Source organism: Leucobacter sp. MMO-125 (assembly GCF_037148395.1).
Lineage (GTDB): Bacteria > Actinomycetota > Actinomycetes > Actinomycetales > Microbacteriaceae > Leucobacter.
In genome coordinates, this window is the sequence record NZ_JBBCTL010000002.1 from 587395 (window position 1) to 613830 (window position 26436).

The 26436-nt window shown below is 69.7% G+C and carries 26 protein-coding genes and 1 pseudogene; 20 read left to right on the forward strand and 7 right to left on the reverse strand.

Annotation, left to right across the window (positions count from 1 at the left end; all coding sequences use genetic code 11):
- Positions 1 to 131: 131 nt before the first annotated feature.
- The 14 genes from WFI54_RS07390 (at position 132) to WFI54_RS07455 (ending at position 13200) form a co-directional block, all read left to right on the forward strand.
- A complete protein-coding gene (locus WFI54_RS07390; protein WP_336652144.1) occupies positions 132 to 1244 on the forward strand; it encodes an ImmA/IrrE family metallo-endopeptidase in 1113 nt (370 codons plus the stop codon).
- Positions 1241 to 2140 carry a bifunctional DNA primase/polymerase gene (locus WFI54_RS07395; RefSeq protein WP_336652145.1) on the forward strand — a complete coding sequence of 300 codons (900 nt, stop codon included), beginning with the start codon at positions 1241 to 1243 and terminating at the stop codon, positions 2138 to 2140. Before WFI54_RS07390 ends, WFI54_RS07395 begins: the two co-directional genes overlap by 4 nt.
- On the forward strand, positions 2137 to 2913 hold the full coding sequence (locus tag WFI54_RS07400) for a DUF2637 domain-containing protein (protein WP_336652146.1): 777 nt from the start codon (positions 2137 to 2139) through the stop codon (positions 2911 to 2913). Before WFI54_RS07395 ends, WFI54_RS07400 begins: the two co-directional genes overlap by 4 nt.
- Complete coding sequence (locus tag WFI54_RS07405; RefSeq protein ID WP_336652147.1) at positions 2910 to 3395, forward strand: hypothetical protein; 486 nt, start codon at positions 2910 to 2912, stop codon at positions 3393 to 3395. Before WFI54_RS07400 ends, WFI54_RS07405 begins: the two co-directional genes overlap by 4 nt.
- Positions 3396 to 3401: 6 nt before the next feature.
- Positions 3402 to 4373: a hypothetical protein gene (locus WFI54_RS07410; RefSeq protein WP_336652148.1), complete on the forward strand. Its 972-nt coding sequence runs from the start codon at positions 3402 to 3404 to the stop codon at positions 4371 to 4373.
- The gene (locus tag WFI54_RS07415; RefSeq protein ID WP_336652149.1) at positions 4360 to 5475 is read left to right on the forward strand and encodes a ParB N-terminal domain-containing protein; all 1116 of its coding nucleotides are present in this window, start codon (positions 4360 to 4362) and stop codon (positions 5473 to 5475) included. The genes WFI54_RS07410 and WFI54_RS07415 overlap by 14 nt, the downstream gene beginning before the upstream one ends.
- 52 nt (positions 5476 to 5527) lie before the next feature.
- The gene (locus WFI54_RS07420) at positions 5528 to 6190 is read left to right on the forward strand and encodes a hypothetical protein (protein WP_336652150.1); all 663 of its coding nucleotides are present in this window, start codon (positions 5528 to 5530) and stop codon (positions 6188 to 6190) included.
- A gap of 14 nt (positions 6191 to 6204) precedes the next feature.
- Positions 6205 to 7371, forward strand: a complete 1167-nt coding sequence (locus WFI54_RS07425) for a M23 family metallopeptidase (protein ID WP_293868994.1) — start codon at positions 6205 to 6207, stop codon at positions 7369 to 7371.
- Positions 7368 to 7634, forward strand: a complete 267-nt coding sequence (locus tag WFI54_RS07430; protein WP_293868992.1) for a DUF6112 family protein — start codon at positions 7368 to 7370, stop codon at positions 7632 to 7634. Before WFI54_RS07425 ends, WFI54_RS07430 begins: the two co-directional genes overlap by 4 nt.
- Before the next feature lie 95 nt (positions 7635 to 7729).
- Entirely contained in the window at positions 7730 to 8002 is a 273-nt protein-coding gene (locus tag WFI54_RS07435; RefSeq protein WP_293868990.1) for a DUF6112 family protein, read from the forward strand.
- Between the two features lie 19 nt (positions 8003 to 8021).
- Positions 8022 to 9356: a conjugal transfer protein TrbL gene (locus WFI54_RS07440; RefSeq protein ID WP_336652151.1), complete on the forward strand. Its 1335-nt coding sequence runs from the start codon at positions 8022 to 8024 to the stop codon at positions 9354 to 9356.
- Between the two features lie 6 nt (positions 9357 to 9362).
- Positions 9363 to 10820 (forward strand): SCO6880 family protein, encoded by a 1458-nt coding sequence (locus WFI54_RS07445; RefSeq protein WP_336652152.1) that lies wholly within the window; start codon positions 9363 to 9365, stop codon positions 10818 to 10820.
- Positions 10821 to 10894: 74 nt separating this feature from the next.
- Positions 10895 to 11701, forward strand: coding sequence for a hypothetical protein (locus WFI54_RS07450; protein ID WP_336652153.1), 807 nt, complete (start codon positions 10895 to 10897; stop codon positions 11699 to 11701).
- On the forward strand, positions 11698 to 13200 hold the full coding sequence (locus WFI54_RS07455; RefSeq protein WP_336652154.1) for an ATP-binding protein: 1503 nt from the start codon (positions 11698 to 11700) through the stop codon (positions 13198 to 13200). Before WFI54_RS07450 ends, WFI54_RS07455 begins: the two co-directional genes overlap by 4 nt.
- A 118-nt stretch (positions 13201 to 13318) precedes the next feature.
- Here the strand turns inward: WFI54_RS07455 and WFI54_RS07460 are convergent.
- Both WFI54_RS07460 and WFI54_RS07465 read right to left on the reverse strand, forming a co-directional pair.
- Positions 13319 to 13822, reverse strand: a pseudogene (locus WFI54_RS07460) (GNAT family N-acetyltransferase); the annotation flags it as partial.
- A complete protein-coding gene (locus WFI54_RS07465; RefSeq protein ID WP_336652155.1) occupies positions 13822 to 14175 on the reverse strand; it encodes an ArsR/SmtB family transcription factor in 354 nt (117 codons plus the stop codon). The gene WFI54_RS07465 and the pseudogene WFI54_RS07460, both read right to left, overlap by 1 nt.
- An 87-nt stretch (positions 14176 to 14262) precedes the next feature.
- On the opposite strand from WFI54_RS07465, the gene WFI54_RS07470 reads away from it, so the two are divergent.
- The 4 genes from WFI54_RS07470 to WFI54_RS07485 are packed head-to-tail and all read left to right on the forward strand — an operon-like array spanning position 14263 to position 18209.
- On the forward strand, positions 14263 to 15582 hold the full coding sequence (locus WFI54_RS07470) for an FAD-dependent oxidoreductase (RefSeq protein ID WP_336652156.1): 1320 nt from the start codon (positions 14263 to 14265) through the stop codon (positions 15580 to 15582).
- Positions 15583 to 15631: 49 nt separating this feature from the next.
- Positions 15632 to 15991, forward strand: a complete 360-nt coding sequence (gene cmtR / locus WFI54_RS07475) for a Cd(II)/Pb(II)-sensing metalloregulatory transcriptional regulator CmtR (RefSeq protein WP_336652157.1) — start codon at positions 15632 to 15634, stop codon at positions 15989 to 15991.
- Positions 15988 to 17904 carry a heavy metal translocating P-type ATPase gene (locus tag WFI54_RS07480; protein ID WP_336652158.1) on the forward strand — a complete coding sequence of 639 codons (1917 nt, stop codon included), beginning with the start codon at positions 15988 to 15990 and terminating at the stop codon, positions 17902 to 17904. The genes cmtR and WFI54_RS07480 overlap by 4 nt, the downstream gene beginning before the upstream one ends.
- A complete protein-coding gene (locus WFI54_RS07485) occupies positions 17901 to 18209 on the forward strand; it encodes a hypothetical protein (RefSeq protein WP_336652159.1) in 309 nt (102 codons plus the stop codon). The genes WFI54_RS07480 and WFI54_RS07485 overlap by 4 nt, the downstream gene beginning before the upstream one ends.
- Positions 18210 to 18343: 134 nt before the next feature.
- Here the strand turns inward: WFI54_RS07485 and WFI54_RS07490 are convergent, their stop codons facing one another.
- Genes WFI54_RS07490 through trxB form a run of 5 tightly spaced genes read right to left on the reverse strand, consistent with a single transcriptional unit; the run spans position 18344 to position 22152 of the window.
- Complete coding sequence (locus WFI54_RS07490; protein ID WP_336652160.1) at positions 18344 to 18751, reverse strand: arsenate reductase ArsC; 408 nt, start codon at positions 18749 to 18751, stop codon at positions 18344 to 18346.
- A gap of 11 nt (positions 18752 to 18762) precedes the next feature.
- On the reverse strand, positions 18763 to 19773 hold the full coding sequence (locus WFI54_RS07495; RefSeq protein WP_336652161.1) for a metalloregulator ArsR/SmtB family transcription factor: 1011 nt from the start codon (positions 19771 to 19773) through the stop codon (positions 18763 to 18765).
- Positions 19770 to 20858, reverse strand: a complete 1089-nt coding sequence (arsB, locus tag WFI54_RS07500) for an ACR3 family arsenite efflux transporter (RefSeq protein WP_336652162.1) — start codon at positions 20856 to 20858, stop codon at positions 19770 to 19772. The genes WFI54_RS07495 and arsB overlap by 4 nt, the downstream gene beginning before the upstream one ends.
- Positions 20855 to 21181: a thioredoxin gene (trxA, locus tag WFI54_RS07505; protein ID WP_336652163.1), complete on the reverse strand. Its 327-nt coding sequence runs from the start codon at positions 21179 to 21181 to the stop codon at positions 20855 to 20857. The genes arsB and trxA overlap by 4 nt, the downstream gene beginning before the upstream one ends.
- Positions 21178 to 22152 carry a thioredoxin-disulfide reductase gene (gene trxB, locus WFI54_RS07510; protein WP_336652164.1) on the reverse strand — a complete coding sequence of 325 codons (975 nt, stop codon included), beginning with the start codon at positions 22150 to 22152 and terminating at the stop codon, positions 21178 to 21180. The genes trxA and trxB overlap by 4 nt, the downstream gene beginning before the upstream one ends.
- A gap of 471 nt (positions 22153 to 22623) precedes the next feature.
- Between trxB and WFI54_RS07515 the strand changes: the two genes are divergently transcribed.
- Both WFI54_RS07515 and WFI54_RS07520 read left to right on the forward strand, forming a co-directional pair.
- Complete coding sequence (locus WFI54_RS07515; protein WP_336652165.1) at positions 22624 to 25272, forward strand: hypothetical protein; 2649 nt, start codon at positions 22624 to 22626, stop codon at positions 25270 to 25272.
- Between the two features lie 128 nt (positions 25273 to 25400).
- On the forward strand, positions 25401 to 26402 hold the full coding sequence (locus WFI54_RS07520; RefSeq protein ID WP_336652166.1) for a DNA-processing protein DprA: 1002 nt from the start codon (positions 25401 to 25403) through the stop codon (positions 26400 to 26402).
- The last annotated feature ends 34 nt before the right edge of the window (positions 26403 to 26436 follow it).

Below are 26436 nucleotides of genomic sequence, written 5' to 3' on the forward strand. Positions count from 1 at the left end.
GTTCTTCACGATCCCCGACGGTCACAGCTTTCTTCCGTTGCCCGTCTCGTCTTCCTGATCCTCCCGGCGCACCTCATGGTGACAGGGCCGCGCCTGTCCGTTGCGCGTCCCGCCGAGAGGAGTACGGGATCATGGCAGGACGTAGGAGCAGTGAGGAGCTTCGGGCTGTACGCGAGGCGCAGGTCGGGGAGCTGCAGGAGACGCTGACAGCGTCGGTTGAGGCGTTGGTCACGGGCGAGGACTGGAAGCGGGCGCTCACGTTCGTGGCGCAGTTCCGCAAGCGCAGCGTGAACAATGTGCTGCTGATCTTCGCGCAGCACGAGGCCGCGTTCGCCGCCGGCCTGGTGCCTGATCCGTACCCGACGTATGTGGCTGGGATGAAGCAGTGGCAGTCACTCGGGCGTGAAGTGGTCAACGGACAGAAACCGTATGGCATCCTCGCGCCGTTCAAAGCGCGGTTCGCGTCGGCGACGCCGGGCAACCCGGATTCGTGGCGAAGGCTCAAGCCGCGCGAGCGGCCGAGGCCGGGCGAGTCGGTGCGGGAGCGGATGATCGGCGTCACGCCGGCCCGAGTGTTTGACATCTCCCAGACCGAGGGGGCGGAGGTGCCGCTCCCGCCGAGCCCGAAGCTCCTGGAAGGCGAGGCACCGGCCGGGCTGCGAGAGGGCCTGATCGGGCAGATCACGGCGGCGGGGTACGAGTTCCGGCCGGTGCCGCATGAGCGAGAGATCCGCGGCGCGAACGGGCTCACCCATTGCAATGAGAAGTGGGTTGCGGTGCGGAGGAACATGGACGATGCCGCGCAGGTGAAGACCCTCGCGCACGAGCTCGCCCATATCCGCCTGCATGACCCCGACGACGAGGACGCGACCCGGCATCGCGGGATCGCGGAGGTCGAGGCGGAGTCGGTGGCGCTGATGATCGGTGCCGCGCACGGCATGGATACCGCCGCCTACACGATCCCGTATGTGTCGGGATGGGCGGCGACCGTGGACGGGAAGGACCCGGTGACGGTCGTGAAGCACACCGCCGAGCGCGTGCGGCAGATCGCCGTCTCGATCCTCGACCAGCTCGACACCGTGCAGCTTGGCACCGGCGAGCCTCCCGGCCTCGTCCGCGAACCTCCTGCTCGTACTGCGTCAAAGCAGCCAACACGCACCGGCCGCACCTCCACCGCGAGGTCGCGCCCATCACGGGCATCCGAACCGGCACGCAAGCCAGTCGAAGCGCGAGGGCTCTCATGAGCGCCGGCCAGCTCCTCACCCCGGTCTCGGACATGACGCTCGCCGAGGCCGCCCAGCACTACGCGAGCCAGGGCGTGCCGGTGTTCCCCTGCGTACCGGGCGAGAAGCGGCCTCTGGTCGCGCACGGCTTCCACGATGCGACCGCCGACCCCGGGCAGGTTGCGGCGTGGTGGCAGAAATGGCCGGATGCGAATATCGGCATCCCGACCGGCCCCGCGTCGGGGCTCGAGGTCGTCGATGTCGACGTGAAGGGCGATCCGCCGCGCGGCCCCGAGTCCTGGCAGGCCGCCACCCAGGCCGGCCTCCTCGATGGCTGGGTCGCGCACGTCGTCACCCCATCGGGCGGGCTACACGCCTACTATCCAGTGGCGGAGGCCGAGCAGCGGTCGTGGGCGTCCGGCACCGCGCAGCTCGACTTCCGCGGCACCGCCGGCTACACCGTCGCCCCGCCCTCCCGCACCTCGATTGGCGGTGAGGTCGCGGCGTATCAGCTTCTCGAACTCTCGCCTGACCCTGCCCGGCCGGTGGATGCTGCCGCGTTGCGGGAGTTCCTGGACCCGCGCCCGCCGCGCGCACCGTGGCAGTCGCGCCCGTTCCGAGGGAGTCTCGAAGAGCGCACCGCGCATATCGCGGCATGGCTGAGCGGGCGGAGCGAGGACCGGAACGTCGGCCTCTACTGGGCGTCCTGCCGTCTCGCCGAAAACGGGGCCACGCTCTCGGAGGCGTTCGACGCGCTCGGCCCGGTCGCCGAGGACATCGGCCTGCCGCCCAGGGAGATCGAGCGGACGATCCGCTCCGCCTACCGCGGCCCCGCACAGCCGGCCCCTGCGCAGAGCAATGCACGGCAGTCGCAGGCGCGGCGGGAGCCAGCCGGCCGAGGGCGGGTACTCGCATGACCACGACGGCGGTTCGAGGAGGTGGCCGGCTCGCGGTCGTGACGGCGGTGGCGGGCACGGTACTGATCGCAGCAGGCGCATTCTGGCTCTCCTTCACCTCGCTCACGGACCTGGCGCGCCGTTCCGGGATCGATGCCGGGCAGGCATGGGCCTGGCCCTTGATCGTGGACGGGATCATCGTCGTCGCAACGGTCGCAGTCGTCGCGCTCGCAGGCACCCGGCAGGCATGGTATCCGTGGCTGCTGCTGATCTGCGGGGCCGGCCTCTCGGTCACGGCGAACTCCATTCACGCACTCGTCGCCGCCGATGCCGACGTGCCCGGCGTGCTCGCGGCATCGGTCGCAGCGGTGCCACCGGTGGTGCTGCTCTCGATCACGCACCTCACCGTCATCCTCACCCGCCACCACGCCACCCAGGCGCACCCGGAGGAGAGCTCCACGGTAACCGAGGAAGGAGCGACGTTGCCGGTGTCGTCGGCAGTGGCCTCGGCGACGCTCCCGCTGCCCTCGATCATCGAAGCCCGCCCCACCGTCCCGGAGGCTCATCGAGCGGTGCCGGGTGGTCGGGGTGTGGCGGAGGCGCTGCGCGCGGAGGGTTGGTCGAACAAGAAGATCGCCCGGCACCTCGGCGTCCACGCCTCGACCGTCGGCCGCTGGTTCGCCTCAGACGATCCGCACGCGCTCGCCGGACAGACAGCTGAGCCAGCCGAAGACGATCCCGCATCCGAGCTTGACCCTGCATCCGATCTTGACGAGGAGGAGGAACCCTCATGAATCCCGACGACCAGGCCCCGGAAGCGGGGCCGCCGGAGGCCGCGCACTCGCGGCTGCACCCGGCACTGGCGGCGGCGATGGCCGCCGAACGCGCACGACCGGCCGACAAGGCCTCAGCGGAGCGGTCGATGCTCGCCACGCACCACGACCCCTCCCTCACCCAGCAAGCCGCCACGGTGGTCACCGAAACCCCCGAGGCGGAGACCCCGGAGGCGGAGGGGTGGCGGCGCACGCAGGTGCGGTGGGTGCGCCCGACCGAGCTCATCGTCGCCGGCGGCGCACGAGCGACCGGGTGGGGCGTCGACCTCAGAGCCGAGCTGCTGCGTCGCGCCCGCGAATCCGCGCACGAGCACCGCGCCGCCCGCGCAGAACGTCCTGAGCGGAGCGAGCGCGCGAAGCGGCTGCCCGATCTGTCGATCGGCGGGCGCCGGAGAACCCCCGCACGCCGCGAGGTCGAGCGTGCAGGGATGGGGCTGAGGTGAGCCGCCATGTCCGCACGCATCGACTTGCTCGCGCAGGACCTTCCCGGCCCCATGCAGCTCTGGCGCACCACTCCGGTAGGAGGTGCCATCATCATGACCAGCAAACGCACGAAGAGAACCCCCGCGACCGCGCCCAGAACTCCGGGCGGGGCGCGGGGGTTCGAGCATCCCGAAGGACTCCGCGCCCTGCTGATCCGCCTGCACGGGCAAGGCCCGTGGGCGTGGCAGCACGACCCCGAAGTTGCGGAGCTCATGCGGCACGCCGCCGACCGCTACGCCGCGCTCGCTCGCCGGCACGGCCTCGACCCGTGGGAGGCCGCCGCTGCCGCGTTCGATGCGATGCGGACCGGGGCGGTGCGCCGCGCCGACGACCCCTGGGCGGTCGTCACCCGCGCCGTGCAGGTGACCTGCATCGCCGAGGAACGCGCGAACGGGCTGCTCTGTTCGGTACACCAGGCGCGCCGTCCGAAGTTCTCCGCGCACCACGACGCTGAACGCTTCTCAGACCGGGAGAACCCGCTCACCGACTACCACCCCAGCTTCCGCGCCCCCGACCCCTTCGCCGAGAACACCGAGGCCGAGGCGGATGAGGCGGCCCGGCGGGTAGCACCGGCGATCGAGGATTGCGTCGCCTTGTTCCACTTCCTCGGCTGGCCGGAAGAGGCCGCCCGTTCCGGGATCGAGTACATCGTGACCCGGCTTGCCGAGTGCCCGTCGCGTGCGTCAGCGTTCGAGTCGCTGCGCCGCGACTACCACGCCCGCGCCCTCCTCGATCTGCCCGCCGGGTCGTGGCTGTCGATGCTCCGGGTCGTGCTCGGCAACCCCGACCCGATTCATGCGCACACGAGGGTCGCGCGCGGGGTGCTGCACCGGCTCGTGAACGAAGAACCTCTCCGATCGCTCCTCACCGATGAGGCTGTGCTGTCGGAGGTGGTGCTCTCCGCTCCGGGAGGGGGTGGGTGCCGTGGCTGCGAGTAGCCCGGGGCATATCGAGCTGGAACGCGCCCTCGACTCCATCGTCGTCGGCACCCGGCACCGCACCGATCTCGGCGACATCGACGCCCTCATGGAGTCGATCAGCCGCGTCGGCCTGTTGCAGCCGATCACGCTCACCCCGGACGGGGTGCTCGTGTGCGGGTGGCGCCGCTACCACGCGCTGCGCCGGCTCGGGCATCGCACGACGAACGTGTGGATCAGGTCGGGCCTCACGGACCGGCTCAGCCAGCTCCTCGCCGAGCAGGACGACAGCGCGATGCACAAACCTTTGTCGCTGATCGAGGCGGAGTCGCTGTACCGGGAGCTGAAAGCCGTGATGGCCGAGGATGCGGCGCGCCGGCAGGAGGCATCACGCTTCGGCAGCAACACCCGGGAAGCCGGGGATGCTGCGGAAGTCTCCGGTGCCGTCGAATCGACGGCACCGCGCTCCGCCGGGGAAGCCAGGGTGCAGGCCGCCCGCATGGTGACCGGGCGCGGCTCGCAGACGATGCTCGAACAGATCAGCCGCTTGAAAGACCTCGCGAACGACGACACCCGCCCCGAGCACATCCGCGCCCAGGCCGCCGAGGAGCTGGCGCGGATCGAGGCCGGCGGGAAAGTGCATGGCTCACACCTGCGCATGAACGCCGCCCTCTCACTCGATGAACTCGACCGCCTCGCCACCAACCCCGGCACGCCGGAGATCGTGCGGGCGCAGGCCGCGACCTCTGCCGCCGAGGTGCGGGCCGCAGGTCAGGAGGCGCGCACGGCGGAGCTTGCGGAGCTCGCCGCCGACGCAGTGGCCCGGATCACCGCGGCGAAGCGCGCCGGGAAGAAGAAGGGGAAGGCCGAGGCGCGGCCTCGGCTGGCGCTGGTGATGCTGCCGCCGCGCGCGTTCCTCGCGTTGTGGGCGGACCTGGACGGGTGGACGACCCGGTACGACGCCGCCGAGATCGCCCGCACGCTCACCGCGCCGGAGTGGGAGCGGGTCGAGCGGGTGCTCGCCGAGACCGTCGCCTTCCTCACGATCATCCGCGACCTCCGCACCGACACTGCCGGCACGGTGGATGCTGAGCCGCGACGGGCCGAGGTACGGGCGGGCTGACCCAGGGCGCGGGGTGTGCACCTCCTGAGCATCGACTTCCAGGAGGTTCCGCATGGACCCGAACGCTGACCGCCCGCCCCGCAGGCTCTTCATCGCCGCCGCAGCCGGCGCGACCGTGCTCCTGCTGCTGATCGGCGTCGGCGTCTACGGCCTCCTCCGCGGCCCCGCCACCCCGGACACCCCGCACACCCCGACCTCGCCGACAAGCCCCGCCGAGGGGACACGGCAGCCGAACTTCCCGCCCCGCCCGGTACCCGAGACCCCGGATGGAGAGGCGTTTGCGCGGTCGGTGGCGGAGCGGCTGTTCGGGTGGGATACCGGCCTCGAGTACGGGCCTGCCGACTACATGCAGCGCCTTGTCGATGTCGCGGACCGGGCAGAGGCGCCGGGTCTGGCGGCGGATGTGCGCGGCTATTTCCCGGAGGCGCGGGCCTGGGGTGAACTGCGGCAGTACCAGACCCGGCAGTGGATCGAGATCGACAGCATCGTCGTCCCCCAGGATTGGACGGCGGCGAAGGCGCAGGCCGGTGCCGGGCAGCTCCCGCCCGGCGCGATCGCCTACACGATCACCGGCACCCGCCACCGCACCGGCATGTGGGATGGGCGAGAGACCTCGGATGCGCGCCCGGTCGCGTTCACGATCTTCGCCGCCTGCACCGAGCAGGACGGGTGCCGACTGCTCCGGCTCTCCGCCGTCGACCAGCCGCTCCGCTAACCCCAGGCGCGCTGATGGTGAAGAAGCTGCTGATCCTCGGCCTGGTGCTCCTGTGCCTGGGCCCGTCGGTCGCGATCGTGAGCGTCGGCGCGCTCCTCGGCCCGGTGCTGTGCATCACGGGATCGCTCACAGTCGGGCCGATCCCGGATTCCCTCACCGCCACCACCGCCGACGGCACCCCCGTCACCCTGGACAAGCAGCAGCTCACCCATGCGGCCACCGTGATCACGACCGGGGCGGGCATCCCCGGCATCGGACAGCCCGGCGTGCGGGTCGCCCTCACGGCCGGGCTCACGGAATCGCGGTTACGGATGCTCGCCAACACCGGCGCCTACCCCGAGTCGGGGTCGTTCCCGAACGATGGCGACGCCTCGGATCACGACTCACTGGGCATCTTCCAGATGCGCCCCCAGGCCGGCTGGGGCACGGTCGCCGAGCTCATGGACCCCGTGTACCAGTCCCGAGCTTTCTACGGCGGCCCCGACGGACCCAACTTCCCGACCCCGCGCGGTTTGCTCGATATTCCCGGCTGGCAGCAGATGGACCCGGGAGCCGCAGCGCAGGCCGTGGAGGTGAGCGCCTTCCCAGATCGGTACCGGAACTGGCTGCCCGTCGCCGACGCGATTCTCACCGCCCTCACCACTCCCGCCAACGGTGGCGGCAACACCAGTGGGCCGGGTCCGGTGCCGGAGACTTCGCGCATCGTGTTCCCGCTGCCCGAGGGCACCTACACGAGCACGGATTCCTTCGGGTGGCGCAGCGACCCCTTCACCGGGGAGCGCGAGTTCCATTCCGGCAGCGACCTCGCCGCAGCCGACGGCACACCCATCTCGGCGATCGCCGACGGGCGCGTGACGGTCGCGGAGTTCTCCGCCGGGTGGGGCGGCCTCATCATCGTGGAGCACACGGTGCAGGGTGAGCGGGTTGCGTCCTATTACGCGCATATGTGGCAGGACGGCATCTACGTCACCGCCGGGGAGACCGTGACTGCGGGGCAGCACATCGGCGATGTCGGCTCCTCGGGCCGCTCCACCGGCGCGCATCTGCATATCGAGATCCGGCCGGGCGGGCAAGGACAGCCGCCCGTGGACGCGGTTGACTGGCTCGCGCAGCACGGAGCCGTCGCCACCGACAGCAGCGCGCCCCGGCAGGGCGGCTGCCAGATCGGGGCCGGCTCGTGAACGTGTTTCCCGACTTCGGCGCAGTCAGCGGCGCGGACGGGCTGACCGAGGCGATCGGGGCGATGTTCACGATCGTGCTCATCGCCTCAGTGCTGACGCTCCTGATCTCCGCGATCGCGTGGGCGATCTCCTCCTCGACCGGGAACTCGTACACCGCGCAGAAGGCCCGCGTCGGGGTGTTCGTCGCGCTCGGCGCGGCCGCCCTCGCCGGGGCCGCCGTCGCGTGGACGAACTTCCTCATCACCGTCGGCGACACCCTCTGATCCCACCCTGACCTCGCCGCGTTTCGCCGGATCGCTGGGGCGCACCTGCCTGCTGGTGGACGAGTCGCGTCCCCGCATCGACAGGAGGACCACCCGTGATTGATATTGACCCGAACAGCGACGGGCTCCCCGGCATCGCGCAGCTCCGCGAGATCGTCGGCGCAGTCATGACGGCAGGATTGATCCTTGCCGTGCTGGCATTGATTGTCTCGGCGATCATCTGGGGTTTTGGTGCGAACAGCAGCAATCCCCACTTGGCATCTCGGGGAAAGACGGGCGTGCTCGTCTCCTGCGGGGCCGCGATCCTGTGCGGTGCGGCAGTCACGCTCGTGAACTTTTTCTGGACTGTCGGCCAGGCCGTCAACTAGCCAGGGCTGGTGAGTCACGGTGAGCATCTGCGACGCCCCGATCATCTCCACCGTCTGCACCGCCGTCGGCGACGGCCCCGCCGGGCTCTTCTTCCGCTGGGTCGCCGACGCGATGGGGCTGGCCGTCTCCACACTGTTCCAGGGCATGTGGGAGGTGTTCTCCACCACGACCGCCGTGGACATCACCTCCGACGGGTACATCCGGGTCTACAACATCCTCTTCGGCATCGCCGTCGTCGTGACCCTGCTGCTGTTCTGCTTCCAGCTCATCGCAGGGCTCGCCCGCCGCGACCCCTCCGCGCTCACCCGCGCCGGCATCGGCGTCGCGAAGAGCGTGCTCGGGTCGTTCGTGCTCATCACCCTCACCGCCCTGCTCTTGCAGGTCACGGATGTGCTGTCGGTCGGGATCATGCAGGCCGCCGGGGAAACCATCGAGAGCATGGGCGGGCGGCTCGCTCTCCTCATCGCCGGCCTCACCGTCGTCGGGGCGACCAGCGGGGCCGGGGCGCTGCTGATGATCTTCCTCGCCGGCCTCATGATCGCCGCGATCTTCATCCTCTGGTTCTCGCTCCTGATCCGCAAAGCCCTGCTGCTGGTCGCGATCGTGCTCGGCCCCATCGCCCTCGCCGGCCTCACCTGGGAAGCATCGCGCGGATGGTTCGGAAAATGGGCGACCTTCGTGGTCGCCCTGATCGCGTCAAAACTCGTGGTGACCGTCATATTCCTCGTAGCACTCACCCAGGTGGCGACCCCGATCACCCTGGACCTCGCCGTCCTGTCGGAGCCCATCGCCGGAATCGTTCTGCTGTTCATCGCCAGTTTCGCGCCCTACATGGTCTACAAGTTCCTGGCGTTCGTGGGTTTCGACATGTATCAGGCCGCGTCGATGGAGCAGGAAGCGAAGTCGGCGCTCAACCGCCCTATTCCGATTCCGTCCAAGCCGAAAGCCGCAGACGCGAAGCAGGTGCTCGACGGTGGTGGCGACGCGAAGGGCACACCGTCCGCGCCAGAGTCCTCGCCGGCACCCACACCGGCAGAGACACCCACGGCAAGCGCGCCCGCTACGGAAGGGGCTGCCGCCGGAGGCACCGCAGAGGGCACGACGGCCGCGGCATCGAGTGGTGGTGCGGCGGTGCCGGTCGTCGGCGGAGTGATCCTCGCGACGGAAGCCGTCAAAGAGGCCGCGACCGCTGGGCCTGCGCTCGGCGGTGCGATCGGCGAGGTCGCCGACGGGCACGCCGCCGCTGCGGGCGAGGGCTCCGCCCCGCCGCCAGCGACCTCGCAAACGCAGCAACCGCCCGCAGTGCTCCCGCCACCGAGTTCGCGGCCATCCGACGCCGGATCGGAGTGGTGAGCAGTCATGACCAGCACCAGCACCCCGTTCGAGCTGCAGACGATCCAGTTCTCACGGCTCACCCGTCGCGGCGTCCTCCTTGGCCTGTCGCTGTCGCAGTTGATCGTGCTCGCCTGCGCCCTCCTCATCGTCGTCACCGCGCTGTACACGAGCGGCGGGGCGGGGCTTGCCTGGTCGTCGCCCGCGTGGCTGACGCTCGCGGCGATCACGTGGGTGCCCGTCAGCGGGCGCAAGCTCATCGAGTGGGCGCCGATCATCACCCGCTGGCTGCTCCGCACCCGCGCGAAGCAGACCCGCTACCGCCGCCGCATGATCCGGCCCCGCCCGGCCGGCACCCTCGCCCTGCCCGGCGACCTCGCGGCACTACGAGAGTGGCATGACCCCGAGACGGGGGCGGCGATGATCCACGACCCGCACGCGCAAACCTTGACGGCGATGTTGCGGGTGCAGCATCCGGCGTTCGTGCTCCTCGACCCGGCCGAGCAGCAGCGCCGCGTCACCGGCTGGGGCCGCGTTCTCGCCGCCGCGTGCCGGTCCGGCAGGATCGCCCGCATCCAGGTCATGGAGCGCACCCTGCCCGATTCGGGGTCGGGTCTTGCCGAGTGGTGGCGGCAGCATGGCACCGATGATGGCTCCTGGGCGGCCACCACTTACCGGGAACTCATCGAGCGTGCCGGCCCCGCAGGCGAACGTCACCAGACGACGATCTCGCTTGCGCTCGACATGCGCGCCGCCACCCGGCAGATCAGGAGTGCTGGCGGCGGGATGGCGGGTGCGGCGGCGGTGCTCAGGCAGGAGATGCAGTCGCTGCATACCGCGCTGCGCAGCGCGGAGCTCGCGTTCGCGGGGTGGCTCACTCCGGGCGATGTCGCCCTGATCCTCCGCACCGCCTACGACCCCGCGGCCGGCCCCGCCCTCGAACGGCACGGCGCACTTGGCCGCGACCTCGCCACGGCCGGCCCGGTCGCGGTGAACGAGGCGTGGGATCGGCTGCGCTCCGACAGCGCCCACCATGCGGTGTTGTGGATCAGCGAATGGCCGAGAGCGCAAACCTTCCCCGGGTTCCTCGCCCCCTTGGTGCTCACCGGCGGCGTACTCCGCTCCCTCTCGCTCCACTACTTGCCGGTACGCGCCGACCAGGCGGCGCGTGACCTCAGGAAGAAGAAGACCGAGATGATCGCCGACGCCGCACAGCGCCGGAAGATCGGGCAGGTCGAAGACACCCAGGCGTCGGCGGAGTTCCAGGACGTGCTGCAACAGGAGAGCGAGCTGACTGCGGGGCACGGCATCCTCCGCGTCGTCGGCCTCGTCTCGATCTCAGCACCGACGCCGGGCGAGCTCGATGCGGCGGTCGCGCAGATCGAGCAAGCCGCGATCCAGTCCTCCTGCGAAACGAGAAGACTCGTCGGCCAGCAAGCGCAAGCCTTCACCGCGGCGGCACTGCCGCTATGCCGCACCATCTGATCCGCGCCTCTTGGCACTGTCTCGGCGAGCGTACCTGGCTGGTGACCTGCCCCCTGTTGTGAAGGAGTCCTCCGATGGTGACATTCTCTGATCCGAGTGCCGATGCTGCTGAGGCGGCGGAAGCGGTGCGCGGCATCGCGCACGCCCTCCACGCTACTGACCATCCCCGCGACGTGTACGACGTGATCGGCGAACTTCTCTCCCTCACTCGGCGGCTCACAAACGTCACCGGACAGCTCGCCGGGAACATCGCCCACCATCAGCGCCTCGCCGCAGACAACACCGGGAACCGGCAGGCCGGCGCCGACGCCGCACAGTCCGCGATCGATGGGCTGCGGGAGGCGTCCGCGATCTTCGACCAGGCAGAGACCGCCATGGACCGCGCCTCGCAGGCCGCGTCGCGCATCGCCTGGCAAGACCTTCCTGACACGGTGCCGCCCCGCCGCTTCGTGAACATCGTGTTCCTTCAAGGTGAGGAGGCCGACCGGATCATCGAGACGATCAACCGGCACGGCCCGGATGGCGCGTTCGAGGAGCTGGCCGGGTACGACTTCGGCGACGAGACCGTAGATGCGGCGCTCGAGAACGGGTACGTCTACGACCGGCCCCCGACGGGGCAGCTCGACCGGGTAGCGACCCACGACGTGTACACGATGGTCTACAACCCCTTCATGGGGCACGTCGGCCTCTACCGGGAACACGACGCCCTCCCCGATCCCGTACTCCTCGGCATCGAAGACCCGCCCGCGCACGCCGCACCCACGACCACTGCTTCCGTGGCGGCGGTGCGGGAGTCGTCGCGGGCGGATCGCCTCGGCACCCCAAGAGTAAGCCGGGCTTCCTATCCGACTCGGTCGAGCCTGCGGGGGCTGGGCGCGTGACCGCCCGCCACGCCGGCCCCCACACCTCCGATGAGGGGCAGTTGCATACCTCGGTGCTCGTCGGTCCCGAAGGCGAACGCCGCACCCAGCGCAAAGCGCGCCGGCAAGCCGCTGCACGGCTGCGCGCCGAGGCACGGGCGACGCAGGCCGCAGCGGCACGGGCGGAGCGAGACGCGGAGCGGGAGGAGCGCCGCACGACCAGCTACCTGCCCCACGCCGGAGAGGTCGGGGCGGCGGCGCTTCGGACGCCGGGCAGGTTCCGGCTCCCGCGCCACCAGGACACCTCGGCGACGCTCGCCGGGCACTACCCGTTTCTCGCCGAAGGTGGCCTCGGGTCGGCCGGCACCTTCGTCGGACAAGACCTCTACTCCGGAGGCTCCTTCGTGTACGACCCGTGGGAGCTGTACCGGCAGGGCGTCATCACCGCCCCGAACATGATCCTCGCCGGCATCGTCGGGAGCGGGAAGAGCTCGCTCGCGAAGGCCCTGTACACGCGGGCGCTGCCGTTCGGGCGGCGCGTCTACGTCCCCGGAGACCCGAAAGGCGAACACACCGCAGTCGCGCGCGCCGTCGGCGGGCGCGCGATCCTCCTCGGCCCCTCGCTGCCCGCACGCCTGAACCCCCTCGACGCAGGCTACCGGGCCACGGGGATCGCGGATGAGGACTGGAAGGCGCAGGTCGCCGCCCGTCGTCGCGACCTGATCGGCGCACTATCGGAGACGGTGCTCGACCGCCGCCTCTCGCCGGTCGAGCACACCGCGATCGACGTGGCACTCGCCGACGCCGTGCGCTCCGCAGAGGTGCCGATCCTGCCGATGGTCGTCGACCGCATCCTCGAACCCTCACCCGACGACGACCCCGACGGCAGGCTCGCAGAAGACGGCCGCATGGTCGGGCACGCACTCCGCCGCCTCGTCGCCGGCGACCTATCCGGCATGTTCGACGGGCCATCCACGGAGACCTTCGACCCGACGTTGCCGATGCTCTCCCTCGACCTCTCCCGCGTCGCCGAGAACTCCGCACTGCTCGCCGTGCTGATGACGTGCAGCTCGGCATGGATGGAGGCCGCCCTCCGAGACCCGAACGGCGGCCGGCGGCTCGTCGTCTACGACGAAGCATGGAGGCTGATGTCCTACCCAAGCTTGTTGGCTCGGATGGATGCGCAGTGGCGGCTGGCACGCCATTTCGGGATCAGCAACCAGCTCATCTTCCACAAACTAACCGACTTGGAGAACGTCGGCGACAGCGGCTCAAGGATGCGCGCACTCGCCTCCTCCCTGCTCGCGAATGCGGAAGTGCGGGTCGTGTACCGGCAGGCGAGCGACCAGCTCGGCGCGACCGCGGAAACCCTCGGCCTCACCGGCACCGAACGATCCCTCCTCCCAACCCTCGGCATCGGGCAAGGCCTATGGAAGATCAAGGACCGCAGCTTCGTCGTGCAGCACCAGCTCCACCCGGCAGAGCTCGAGCTCTTCGATACCCGTGGACGGATGCTCTAAGAAACCCGCAGGTTCAGGATTCCTGAAGACGATTCGGCGTGAAGATGCGGTTCGACGGGGCGCTGGACTGGGTGTGAGGGTGCATGTTCGCGGAAGATGCGCCCTCACTTCGTTCTCCAGCGGTGCGGCGTTCGACGAGGATCGTGTCGCGCCATTGGCCGGCGTGCGGACCGTAGGCCATGCGGGCGATGCGCTCTCGTCGTCCGACAGTGCGGAACCCTGCCCGCTCGTGCAGGCGCAGACTCGCGGTGTTCTCCGGGAAGATCGATGACTGGACGGTCCAGATCCCGTGCTGGTCGGTGAGATCCAAGAACGCTGCGAGAAGGCGACGCCCAACTCCGTGACCGGCCGCGCCGGGATGGATGTAGATCGAGTGCTCGACAACGCCCGCGTACACGGCTCGCGCCGACACGAGAGACGTGGCGACCCACCCGAGGATCCGGCCGTTGGAGTCGACGGCGACAAGGCTGAGCTCCGAGCGCTTGCCCCCAGTGAACGCGGCCCAGGTCGCGGGTGGAGCGGTTTCGAAGGTGGCGTGCCCGGTCGCGATCCCCGCCCGGTAGATGCTCTCGACCTCGGCCCAGTCGGACTCGGCCATCGGGCGGAACCGGAGCGGCTCCATCAGCCCGCGAACGCCCGCGCCGCGGCGGCGAGGGTACCGGTCGTGGGCTGGTAGTACGCCCACTTGCCACGCTGCTCACGGGTGACGAGCCCAGCCTCAACAAGGAGCTTCATGTGATGCGACACGGTCGGTTGTGACAGTCCGACCGGTTCGGTGAGATCGCACACGCACATCTCTCCGCTCGCGCTCGCGGTGATCAAGGAGAACAGTTTGACCCGGTTCGGGTCTCCGAGCGCCTTGAACACCTTCGCGAGTTGATGCGCGGTCGCGTCATCGACCACCGCATCGGCCGCAGGGACGCAGCACGACGCCTCCGCAGGTGTCGCGTCGATCGTCACCGGGAGAACCGTCATGCCTCCATTCTGCCCCACATATTGACAGATGTCGATGCGTCGGGCAGGCTCTTCATATCGAAGAACATCAATGCGTGGAGGTTGGTTATGGATTCCGTCGTCGTCATCGGTGCGGGCCCGCAGGGACTCGCGGCGGCCGCGCATCTGCTCGAGCGCGGCCTCAACCCGCTGGTTCTGGAAGCCGGCGATGGTCCGGCTGCGGCGGTGGCCGAATGGGGCCATGTGCGCCTGTTCTCACCGTGGACAGAGCTCACCGATGCGGCGTCGCGTCGCCTGCTGGAGCCCGCCGGATGGGTGGCGCCGGCCCAGGGGTACCCGACCGGGGCGCAGTGGATCGAGGGGTATCTCGCGCCGCTCGCGGAGACGCTCGGTGATCGCATCCAGTACGGGGCGCGGGTCGTCGGGGTCGGGCGAAAGGGCCGGGATCTCTCGGTCGATGCCGGGCGGGCCGGACAGCCGTTCGTCGTGCACGTCCGCCGCGCCGATGGCACGGAGGTGCGGATCGAAGCACGCGCCGTGATCGACGCGTCGGGCACCTGGCGCACCCCGAGTCCGGTCGGTGCCGACGGTCTCCCCGCGCTCGGGGAACGAGCCGCCGCCGAGGCGGGGCTCGTTGAGCACCGGATGCCCACGATCGAGGACGCCACGGGTCTCGCCGGACAGCATGTGGTCGTGGTCGGCAACGGGCATTCCGCGGCGACGACGATCGGCATCCTGTCGCGGGTGGCGAAGCGAGAGCCCGGGACGCGGATCACATGGGTGCTGCGCCGCGGCACGGTCGGCAACACCTTCGGCGGCGGGACCGCAGACGAACTCCCCGAGCGTGGGGCGCTGGGCCAGCGAGCCAAGAAGGCAGTCGAAGACGGGCTCGTGGACCTCGTCACCGGGTTCCGCACCGACCAGGTGGTCAATGAGGGCGGGCAGGCTGTGCTCGTCGCGGAAGACGGCCGCCGGCTCGATCCTGCTGCCCGGGTGTTCGTTTCGACCGGGTTCCGCCCTGATCTGTCGTTCCTGTCCGAGGTCCGTCTCGACCTCGACGTGCGGTTGCAGGCGCCGGTGAAGGTCGCGGTCGAGGTGGACCCGAACCTGCACTCCTGCGGCTCGATCCGCGCGACGGGGGCCGCGGACCTGGAGCATCCGGAGCCGGGGTTCTACATCGTGGGCGCGAAGTCGTATGGGCGTGCGCCGACGTTCCTGGCTCTGACCGGGTTCGAGCAGGTCCGCAGCGTCGTCGCCGCGATCGCCGGCGACCGCGAGGCCGCGGAGCGGGTGGACCTCGTGCTGCCCGATACCGGCGTGTGTGGCGGCTCGGGACTCTTCGACGCGCCGGACGAGACTGCCAGTGCGGGATCGTGCTGCGCGCCTGTCCCGCAGCTCATCCAGCTCGGTGTGGGACCAGTGTCGTAGGACTCGCCACCCACCCACTTTACGTCAGTCCCCACTGTATGATCAGTGCATGCTGACCATTGCTTCACGCCTCGACGTCATGAACCGGCTCGGCCGGGCGATGGCGGACCCGACGCGCTCCCGGATCCTGATGACGCTGCTCGCCGGCCCGAGCCACCCCGCCGTACTCTCGCGCGAGCTGGAGCTGACGCGTTCAAACGTGTCGAACCACCTGACCTGCTTGCGCGACTGCGGGATCGTGGTAGCGGAGCCCGAAGGGCGGCAGACGCGCTACGAGATCGCCGACCCGCACCTGGCGGCGGCACTGACCGCATTGGTGGACGTGACGCTCGCGGTGGACGAGCACGCGCCATGCATGGACGCGGCGTGCACCGTGTCGGGCTGCGGCGGGACGGGAGCGGGCGAGTGAGCGCGGCGTGCGGCTGCGAACGTGACGAGCCTAAGACCACCATCAGCGAAGAGACTGAGGCGGCGGAACACCCCTGGTGGCGGGACCGCGGGATCATGGTCCCGGTCTTCTCCGGCATCTCGTTCCTCACCGGCCTGTTGCTGGAGTGGTCCGGGATGGAGATCCCGGCCTTGGTGCCGTTCTGGATCGGTCTGCTGCTGGGTGCGTCGACGTTCACCCCCGGCGCGATCCGGAAACTGTTCAAGGGCAAGCTCGGCATCGGCCTGCTGATGACGATCAGCGCGGTCGGCGCGGTGATCCTCGGGTATGTCGAGGAGGCCGCAGCGCTGGCGTTCCTGTACTCGATCGCCGAGGCACTGGAAGACAAGGCGATGGACCGCGCCCGCGGCGGGCTCCGGGCATTGCTCAAGCTCGTCCCCGAGACCGCGACCGTCCGCCGCGACGGAGCATCGGTCGAAGTCCCGGCGAAGGATCTCCAGGTGGGGCAGCTGATGTTGGTGCGTCCGGGCGAGCGGATCGCGACCGACGGCATCGTCCGCACGGGGCGCTCGAGCCTGGACACCTCTGCGATCACCGGGGAGTCGATCCCGGTCGAGGTCGAGCCCGGCGACACGGTCTCAGCCGGTGCGATCAACACCGCTGGGGCGCTGGAGGTCGAGACGACCGCAGCAGGCACCGACAACTCGCTGACCACGATCGTCGACCTCGTGGAGAAGGCGCAGGCGGAGAAGGGCGACCGGGCCCGTCTCGCCGACCGCATCGCCCGCCCCCTCGTCCCGGGCGTCCTGATCCTCGCCGCCCTCGTCGCGATCATCGGGTCGCTGCTCGGCGACCCGGAGCTGTGGATCACCCGCGCCCTCGTCGTGCTGGTGGCGGCGTCGCCGTGCGCGCTGGCGATCTCCGTGCCGCTTACCGTGGTGGCCGCGATCGGCTCGGCGAGCAAGTTCGGCGTGATCATCAAGTCCGGCGCCGCGTTCGAGCGGTTTGGCGTGATCCGCCACGTCGCCGTCGACAAGACCGGCACCCTCACCCTGGGCGAGCCCGCCGTCACCGCCGTGCTCACCGCTGAGGGCGTGACCGAGGATCAGGCGCTGGCGTGGGCGGCCGCGTTGGAGCAGCACAGCACCCACCCGCTCGCCGCCGCGATCACCGCCGCAGCACCCAGTGCCCCTGCAGCGCAGGGCGTGACCGAGCAGGCCGGGCACGGCATCGAAGGCGAACTCGACGGTGCCCGGATCACGGTCGGCAGCCCCCGTTGGCTCGACGCCGGACTCCTCGGCGACGAGGTTGCGGGGCTCGAGCAGCAAGGCATGACGGTCGTCATCGTCCACCGCGACGGCGTCACGGTCGCCGCGATCGGCGTCCGCGACGAGCTGCGACCCGAGGTTCCCGAGGTCGTGCGCACGCTCGCCGCGCAGGGCGTCGGGGTCACGATGCTCACCGGCGACAACGTCCGTACCGCGCGTGCCCTCGCAGCCCAGGCAGGGATCGGTGACGTGCGCGCCGAACTGCGCCCGGAGGACAAGGCCGCCGCGATCGGCGAACTGGGCAAGAACGGTTCGGTGGCGATGATCGGCGACGGCATCAACGACGCCCCCGCCCTGGCCGCGGCGGACATCGGGATCGCGATGGGCGCGACGGGTTCGGATGCGGCGATCGAGTCGGCCGATGTCGCGTTCACCGGCCACGATCTGCGTCTGTTGCCACGCGCGTTCGACCACGCCCGCCGTGGACGCCACATCATCAACCAGAACATCATCCTGTCGCTGCTGATCATCACCGCCCTGCTCCCACTCGCCCTCTTCGGCATCCTGGGGCTTGCCGCGGTGGTGCTCGTGCACGAGATCGCCGAGGTCATCGTGATCCTCAACGGTCTGCGAGCCGCCCGCGTGCGGACGGAGCGGATCGCATGAAGGTCGAGTTGCTGCACATCGTCGACTGCCCGAACGCAGACGTCGCCGAAGCCAACGCACGCGCAGCGCTGGACGCTCTTGGGCTGGGGACCGTGGCTGTCGAGGTGGTGACGATCCGAACCGAGGTCGAGGCGGCGAGCACTCAGTTCGGAGGCTCGCCCACGATCCTCGTCGATGGCGTCGACTTGTTCCCGACGGCCCCGGGTCGCTCGCTCGCATGCCGGGTCTACGCGACCGAGAGCGGGTTTGCCGGAGCGCCCACACCGGAGCAGATCGAAGCAGCGCTGCGGGGCGCATCTCGATAGAGAGGGAACAATCGGTGACGCGATCACTGTGTCAGACCACGGCACAACGGTGTTCGCCCGCACAGATCGAGAACCCAGAAACACAGCGGAGGGGCAGGGCCATTGGCCTCTGCCCCTCCGGTGCTCGCAGCTCCTCAGACGAGCAGTTCTGCGAGAAGGGTCTCGATGCGGCCCCTGATGTCGTCTCGGATCGGGCGCACCGACTCGATGCCCTGCCCGGCTGGGTCGTCGAGCTTCCAGTCCTCGTAGCGCTTGCCGGGGAAGAACGGGCACGCGTCCCCGCAGCCCATCGTGATCACGACATCCGAGTCCTGCACGGCCTCAGTGGTGAGGACCTTCGGAGCCTCGGCGGTGATGTCGATGCCCTCTTCGCGCATCGCCTCGACCGCGACCGGGTTGATCTGGTCGGCGGGCATGGACCCGGCCGAGCGGACCTCGACGCGGTCGCCCGCGAGGTGGCGGAGGTAGCCGGCGGCCATCTGGGAGCGGCCGGCGTTGTGGACGCAGACGAACAAGACGGACGGCTTCTGGGTTTCGGTCATGACGGGCTCCTTCAAGCCTTGCTGGTGAGAGTGGCGAGGAGGCCGCGGACGCGGCCCTCGATATCGTGGCGGATCGCGTCGACCCCTTCCGGGGAAGCGAGGGCCGGGTCGCCGACGGCCCAGTCTTCGTAGCGGACGCCGGGGATGATCGGGCACACGTCGCCGCAGCCCATGGTGATCACCACGTCGGCCGCGCGCACGGCGTCGTCGGTGAGGGGCTTCGGGAACGCCGTCTCGGCCTCCAGCTCGCCCTCGATCTCGGTGAGCAGAGAGCGCACATGCGGGTGCACATCCGACGCAGGGGTGGATCCTGCAGAGCGGGCGATCACGCGGCCGTCGGCGAGCTGGTTGACGATCGCGGCGGCGAGCTGGGAGCGGCCCGCGTTCTGCACGCACACGAACAGCACCTGCGGTACTCCGGCCGTCCGATCACGGGTCAGGTCGGCGAGGCGCTGTCGGGCGAACCGCTCGGTCAGCGGGATCATGTGCGCGGTCAGCTTCGCTGAACGCACCAGGCCGGCGTAGGACTCGCGCACGATCGCGATCACGAGGTCCCGGTTCAGCCCGGCCAGCTCGTCCGCGAGCTCATCGGCGAGACGGGTCACGCGGGCGTCCATCTGCTGCAAGGCCTCGGCCCGTGCTGCGGTGTCCTCGGGCTCGTCGGTCACGGCCGCGGCGGGAGCGAACGCGTCGAGGAGGGCCGCGACGGCGCGCTGCTTGCCCGGGGCGATGCGGTAGTACACCCAGGTGCCGCGCCGCTCCGACAGCAGCATCCCGGTCTCCTTCAACACTTTCAAGTGGTGCGAAACGGTCGGCTGCGACACCTCGGCGAGATCGGCGAGATCGCACACGCAGGACTCGCCACGAGGGTCGGTCGCGATCGCGGACAGCATCCGCAGCCGCAGCGGGTCAGCGAGTGCTTTCAGTGCCCCGGCCACGGTGGTCGCGGCCTCGGTCCCGATGGCGTGCGCCGTAGACGGTGCGCACGCGTCGGCGTCGGAGATGACGGTGGTGTCGGTCATGACGTCCTCGATTCGGTGGCGTAGGGGTCGGTGTGGAACCACGCGCGGGCCGCCCAGAGCGAGACGTAGACGAGGCCCACGAGTACGGGTACTTCGATGAGGGGGCCGACGACGCCGGCGAGGGCTTGCCCGGAGGCGGCGCCGAAGGTGCCGATGGCGACCGCGATCGCGAGCTCAAAGTTGTTGCCCGCTGCGGTGAACGCAAGTGTCGTCGACCGTGCGTAGCCCAGGCCGAGGGTCTTGCCGAGCAGGATGCCGGCGAACCACATCAGGGCGAAGTAGACCAGCAGTGGCAGCGCGATGCGGGCGACGTCCATCGGGTGGGAGGTGACCTGCTTGCCCTGCAGGGCGAACAGCAGCACGATCGTGAACAGCAGCCCGTAGAGCGCCCACGGTCCGATCGTCGGGAGGAACTTCTCCTCGTACCAGTCGCGCCCCTTGCGCTTCTCGCCGATGAAGCGGGATGCGAAGCCCGCGATGAGCGGGATGCCGAGGAACACGAGTACGTTCAGTGCGATCTGCCAGACCGAGATCTCTAGCCCCTGGGCGTCCAGGCCGAGCCAGCTCGGCAGCACGGTCAGGTAGAACCAACCCAGTAGCGAGAACGCGACGACCTGGAACACGGAGTTGATCGCGACCAGCACCGCGGTGGCCTCGCGGTCGCCGCAGGCGAGATCGTTCCAGATCACGACCATCGCGATACAGCGGGCGAGCCCGACGATGATCAGCCCGGTCCGGTACTCGGGCAGATCGGGCAGGAAGATCCACGCGAGCGCGAACATGACCGCGGGCCCCACGAGCCAGTTCAGCACGAGCGAGGAGACGAGAAGCTTCTTATCGCCAGTGACGGCGGCGACCTTGTCGTAGCGGACCTTCGCGAGCACCGGGTACATCATGACCAGCAGGCCCAGCCCGATCGGGATCGAGATCCCGCCGACCTCCATCGCGGAGAGCGCGTCTGAAAGTGCGGGCACGAAGCGGCCGAGAAGGAGGCCCGCGACCATCGCGAGGCCGATCCAGAGCGGCAGCCACTTATCGAGTGTGGAGAGCCGTTTCGGGGCGGTGCGAGTCAGGGTGTCGGTCATGCGAGCAGCTCCTCGATCTTCGCGATGTAGACGGGCTTCGGGTGGGCACCGATCAGCACGTCCACCCGTTCCCCGTCCCGGTAGAAGCCGAGGGTCGGGATCGAGGTCACGCTTGCACCGGTCACGGTCTCGGGGTTCTGGTCGGCGTCGACCTTCACGATCTTCACCCGGCCCGCGTAGTCGCTGGCGAGCTGGTCCAGGATCGGGGCGATCGCCTTGCACGGGCCGCACCAAGTCGCCCAGATGTCGACTACGACGGGCAGCTCGGACTCGAGCACCTCGGTCTGGAAGGTGGCGTCGGTGACGGCGGTGACGGTGCTCATGCGGAGACCTCCAGAACAGGTGCGGAAACGGTGGCGGGTGCGAGGTTCGACAGGTAGTGCTGGGCGTCCTGCGCGGCCGCACAGCCGGTGCCCGCGGCGGTGACCGCCTGCCGGTACGTGTGGTCGACGAGATCCCCGGCCGCGAACACCCCTGGCAGGTTCGTCCGCGTCGACGGGTGCGCGACCCGCACGTACCCGTCCGCGTCGGTGTCGACCTGCCCGGTCACGAGCTCGGAGCGCGGGTCGTGCCCGATCGCGACGAACACCCCCGTCGCGTCGAGCGTGCGCTCAGCCCCGGTGATCGTGTCGCGCAGCCTGAGCCCGGTGACCTGCTCGTCGCCGAGGATCGCGGCGACCTCGCTGTTCCAGGCGACCTCGATCTTCGGGTCATCCAGCACGCGCTGCGCCATGATCTTCGACGCCCGGAACTCGTCCCGGCGGTGCACCACGGTCACCTTCGACGCGAACCGTGTGAGAAACAGGGCCTCCTCCATTGCGGAGTCTCCGCCGCCGACAACGATGATCTCCTGCTCCCGGAAGAAGAACCCGTCGCAGGTCGCACACCACGACACCCCGTGCCCCGACAGGCGCTCCTCCTCGGGGAGGCCGAGCTTGCGGTACGCGGAACCCATCGTCAGGATCACTGCACGCGCCCGGTACGTCACCCCGGCGCCGGCCTCGATGATCTTCACATCGCCGTCGAGATCGAGGCGGGTCGCGTCGTCGTAGACGATCTCGGCGCCGAACCGCTCCGCCTGCGCCCGCATCGACTCCATCAACTCCGGCCCCTGCACGCCATCGACGAAGCCCGGGAAGTTCTCCACCTCGGTCGTCGTCATCAACGCACCGCCCGCGGTCACCGAGCCCGCGATCACGACCGGAGCGAGACCCGCACGGGCGGCATAGACCGCCGCGGTGTACCCCGCGGGACCAGACCCGACGATGACCAACTCGACCTCTTGATTCGACATGTATCTATATTGACGCCTATCAAAGCAGTCGGCAATTCGATGGGCTGCACCTGGGCCGATGTTTACCGAAGGTTCACCTTCAGCGGCGGCTACACGCTGTCGACCTTGGTGTTGGCCGGGTCTGTGACGGTGCGGGCGTATTGGAGGGCGGTGTCGATGGTGATGCCGAAGAGGTCGCAGACCCGACGGACGTCTCCACCGGTCTACTCAACCTCATATGAGGATGCGGTCGGTACGGGGCGACTGAGCGGAGATCCCGGCCTTCTTCCATCGGAAGTTGCGGCCGGGCAGGGTGACTCACACACCATCTGGGGTTCCCTCCCTCGCCTCGCTCGCGGTCGTGGCCTCTCAGCCCGGCTCGGGAAGAGGGGAAGCAGACAAGAACCCGGCGCGCGGGTGAGCCGGTGGTGTACCTGGCTGTTGGCCGTCGCCATCCCTGGCGGCGGCGCTCGTTCTAGTCAGGAGTTCACTATGTCGCATACCGCTCTCGTGCCACCCGATACCTCGCCACCGCCGGGCCGGGCCGTTGCCCGCGTGTCGGTGATCCTCACCGTGCTGCTGATGCTCTTCGGCGGCCTGTTCTTCACCCCGGCACCCGCGCAAGCGGCAACCCTCGGGGTCGGATACGGCAACGAGGACTTGTGGCTCGGCAGCTTCGCCTCACACGGTCGGCAGGCGTACTGCATGGACCTGGACGCGCTGCCCCCGTACGGCACGACGGAGCATCCCGAGCTCAAGACCACGCTCGATGAGCTCAGCGACACGCAGCTCGCACGGCTGAACTACGTCATGGGCCGGTGGGGCGAATCGCAGGACCCGAACATCACCTCGGCGGTGCAGCTCTATGTCTGGGATGTCGCCGACCACGGCAACTACACGAGCCGGGGTGGCGACGGGCACTTCATCACCCGCGTGCCCGCGAACGCGCAGGCGACGGTGCTCGCGAACCTCGCCGGAATGAGGGATGCGGCGGCGGCGAACGCGGTCCGGAACCCGTCGGTGTCGATGTCGATTCAGATGAGCGACCAGTACCACGGGCAGCTCACCATCAGCACGAACCCCGCCACCGCGACCGGCACCGTCACTCTCACCGGCGGCACCTTCACGAACGGCTCCGCGACGGCGACGCTCGGGGCGGGCACGCACGAGATCGTCGGCACCCCGGCCGAGGGCGCACCGGAGTACCGGATCGAGGCGAAGATGTCGGCGCACGCGCTCGGCTACGGAGCCGGCGTCGACCTGTTCTACACGCCCGGCGAGCAGAGGATTCTCGCCGCCGCATCCTTCGAGCCACTGACCGCGACCGCGCAGTCCCCGGTGATTCCGCTCGACTTCCAGCCGATCATCGAAACGCAGGTGTCGTCGAAGTTCGTGCAGGCCGGCGATCCGATGCTGGACGACCTCACCGTGACGGTGATCAAGCACTCCTGGATCAAGGTCGACGGCAAGCCGGTGCCGGTGGTCGCGGAGGGTCGCCTCTATGGCCCGTTCGACGCGCAGCCGGCCGAAGCGAACGCGCCACCTGCGGGTGCGCCACTCGCCGGCACGGAGGAGCTCACCCTCACCCATGCCGGCCACTACACCTCGCCGGGCACGATCATCGCGCCCGAGTCGGGCTTCTACACGTGGGTGTGGTCGATCGACAAGACTGCGCAGGGCGATTGGGCGAAGTACCTCACCGATTCCTTCACTGATCGTTTCGGCCGGGTCGTAGAGACTTCGGTGGTGCCGTTTCAGCCGGAGGCGGTGTCGCAGGCGAATGGCCGGCTCGTGAAGCCTGGCGATGAGGTGACCGACACTATCACCGTCGCATCCACGAACGGGGCCTGGCTGAAACAGAACGGCGAACCGATCCCGGTGATCTTCGCGGGCACCGCCTACCAGGTGCCCGGCACCCTGCCCCCAGCCCAAGGCGCTGCGGTTCCTGCGGATGCGGTGCCGCTCGGCACCGTCACGGTCACGGCGACCGGGCCAGGCACCTACACCTCGCCGAAGGTGACGCTCCCGGATGCGGGGTTCGTGACCTGGGTGTGGGAGGTCAAGAAGAGCAGCCAGCCGGAATGGGTGCGACCGTTCATCGCCTCGGATTGGCGAGACGACTACGGCATCAACGTCGAGACGCACAGCGTCCGCTGGCCGCTCACCATCACCTCGGAAGTCCGCGAGTACAACGTTCACAAGGGCGGGCGGGCGTTCGACCGGATCACCGTCAGCGGGTTCCCCGAGAACCATCCCAGCTTTGAGGGCGACGGCTACTGGCAGCCCGACACCAAGGAGCTCACGCACACCGTCTACGGCCCCTTCGCCACCGATGCGGAGCTGACCGAGGACATGGAGCTGGACGATGCGCCGGTACTGACCCGGATCACGACCCCGGCGAAGAACGGGGTCTACGACACCGGCTACGGCGAGGACGATCGGATTCAGCCGACGGAGCCCGGCTACTACGTCGTGGTGACCCGGTTCGAGGGCGACGACCGGGTGCAGCCGTTCACGTCGTCGCCGGCCGACATCTGGGAGCGATTCTTCGTCCCAGGGCCCGAGCAGCCGCTGTCGGTGGTGACACAGGCGCAGGCGTCGGCGTTCGTCGGCGACCCGTTCGAGGACACCGCACTCGTGCAAGGCAGCCACATTCCCGAAGGCGCATACCTGGTGTTCCGCGCCTATGGGCCGCAGCCCGCGGGCGAGGACCCGGTGTGTGAGGTCCCGTTCTTCACGTCGAAGCAGATCGCGGTGACCGAGGCCGGGCACTACCGTTCCGGCACGACGAGCACCGATGAGGCCGGGAGCGTGTACTGGGTCGAGACCTTGTATGGGAAGGACGGGAAGGTGCTCGCCGAGGGCCGTTGCGGTGCTCCGGGCGAGACGACCGTCGTGAGCGTACGCCCGCCGGGTACCCCGGAGACGCCGACGCCAGACAAGCCGGAACTGCCTGAGCTGCCGCCGGAGCTCGCACTCACCGGCGGCACCGACTGGGGCGCCTGGGCCGGCGGTATCGCGGCCGTCCTGCTCCTCGCGGCCGGGGCGACGCTCTGGTTCGGCCGCAAGCTCGCGCTCCACCGTGAGCGCATGGAGAACGAGGGTGAGGAGGTGACGATCGAAGAACTCATGAACCAGTAACGCACCCCCAGGACGGGCGGAACCCGCAGACCCTTCACCCCCAGGTCTGCCGGCTCCGCCCGTCTCTCATGTCGTCCCTGACGCACCTCACTCCTGTAGACGACCACACAGACCAGGGAGGGCCGATGATGGCGACGTTCTCGGAGGACATGCTCATCCGGATGGAGCTGACGGCGCTCACCGAGCCCGGCAACCCGGTCACGGGGCAGCTCGTGCGCGCGATCGGCCTGACCGAGACGCTCGCCCTGATCCGCGACCCCGGCTCAGCAATCCCCGCCGCCGTCGATCCGCTCCAAGGGGTCAGGTGGCGGCAAGCCGCCGCAGCCCGGCAGGCCGACGCGCTCCGGGATCAGATCGCCGAGCTCACCGACCGGCACGAGTTCCGGGCGCTCACCCCAGGCGGGGCGGGGTGGCCGGTCGCGCTGAACGATCTCGGGGATCGCGCACCGCTCATGCTCTGGGCGCACGGGAACCCGGAACTGCTCACCGCCTCCGCCTCCTCGCGGGTGACGATCACCGGAGCCCGAGCCGCGACCGCCTATGGCGTGCACGTCACGCAGGAACTCGCGGAAGACCTCGCCGCACTCCCGCGCATCATCGTCTCCGGCGGCGCCTACGGCATCGACGCCGCCGCGCACCGCGCCGCCCTCACCACGGGCCCGGCCGCGACGATGGTGGTCTCTGCCAGTGGCCTCGACCGCCCTTACCCGCCGAACAATGCTGAGCTGTTCGAGCGGATCGTCGTGCAGGCCGGCATCCAGATCAGCGAGACCCCGCCCGGCCAGGGGCCGTCTCGGGAGCGGTTCGTCGCCCGCTCCCGGCTCCTCGCGGCGCTCAGCGGGGCGACGATCATCCCCGAGGCTTCGGCCCGCTCGGGGTCGCTGCTGGTCGCGGCGCGCGCGTTCGAGCTCGGCCGGGCCGTCGGCGCGGTTCCCGGGCCGGTCACCTCAGCGTCGTCGGCGGGCTGTCACCGGCTCATGCGGGAAGGCATCGCCGAGACCGTCACCCGCGCCGGCGAGGTCGCCGAGCTCATGGACCCGTCGCCGTTCCCGCTCGCCCCGGCCTATCAGCAGGTCGCCCGCCGCGCCGCGCCCGATCACAGCCGCGCCGCACGCCGACTCGCACTCTGACCCACCTCTCTGCCTCCCGTCTACTCGGGCGGCT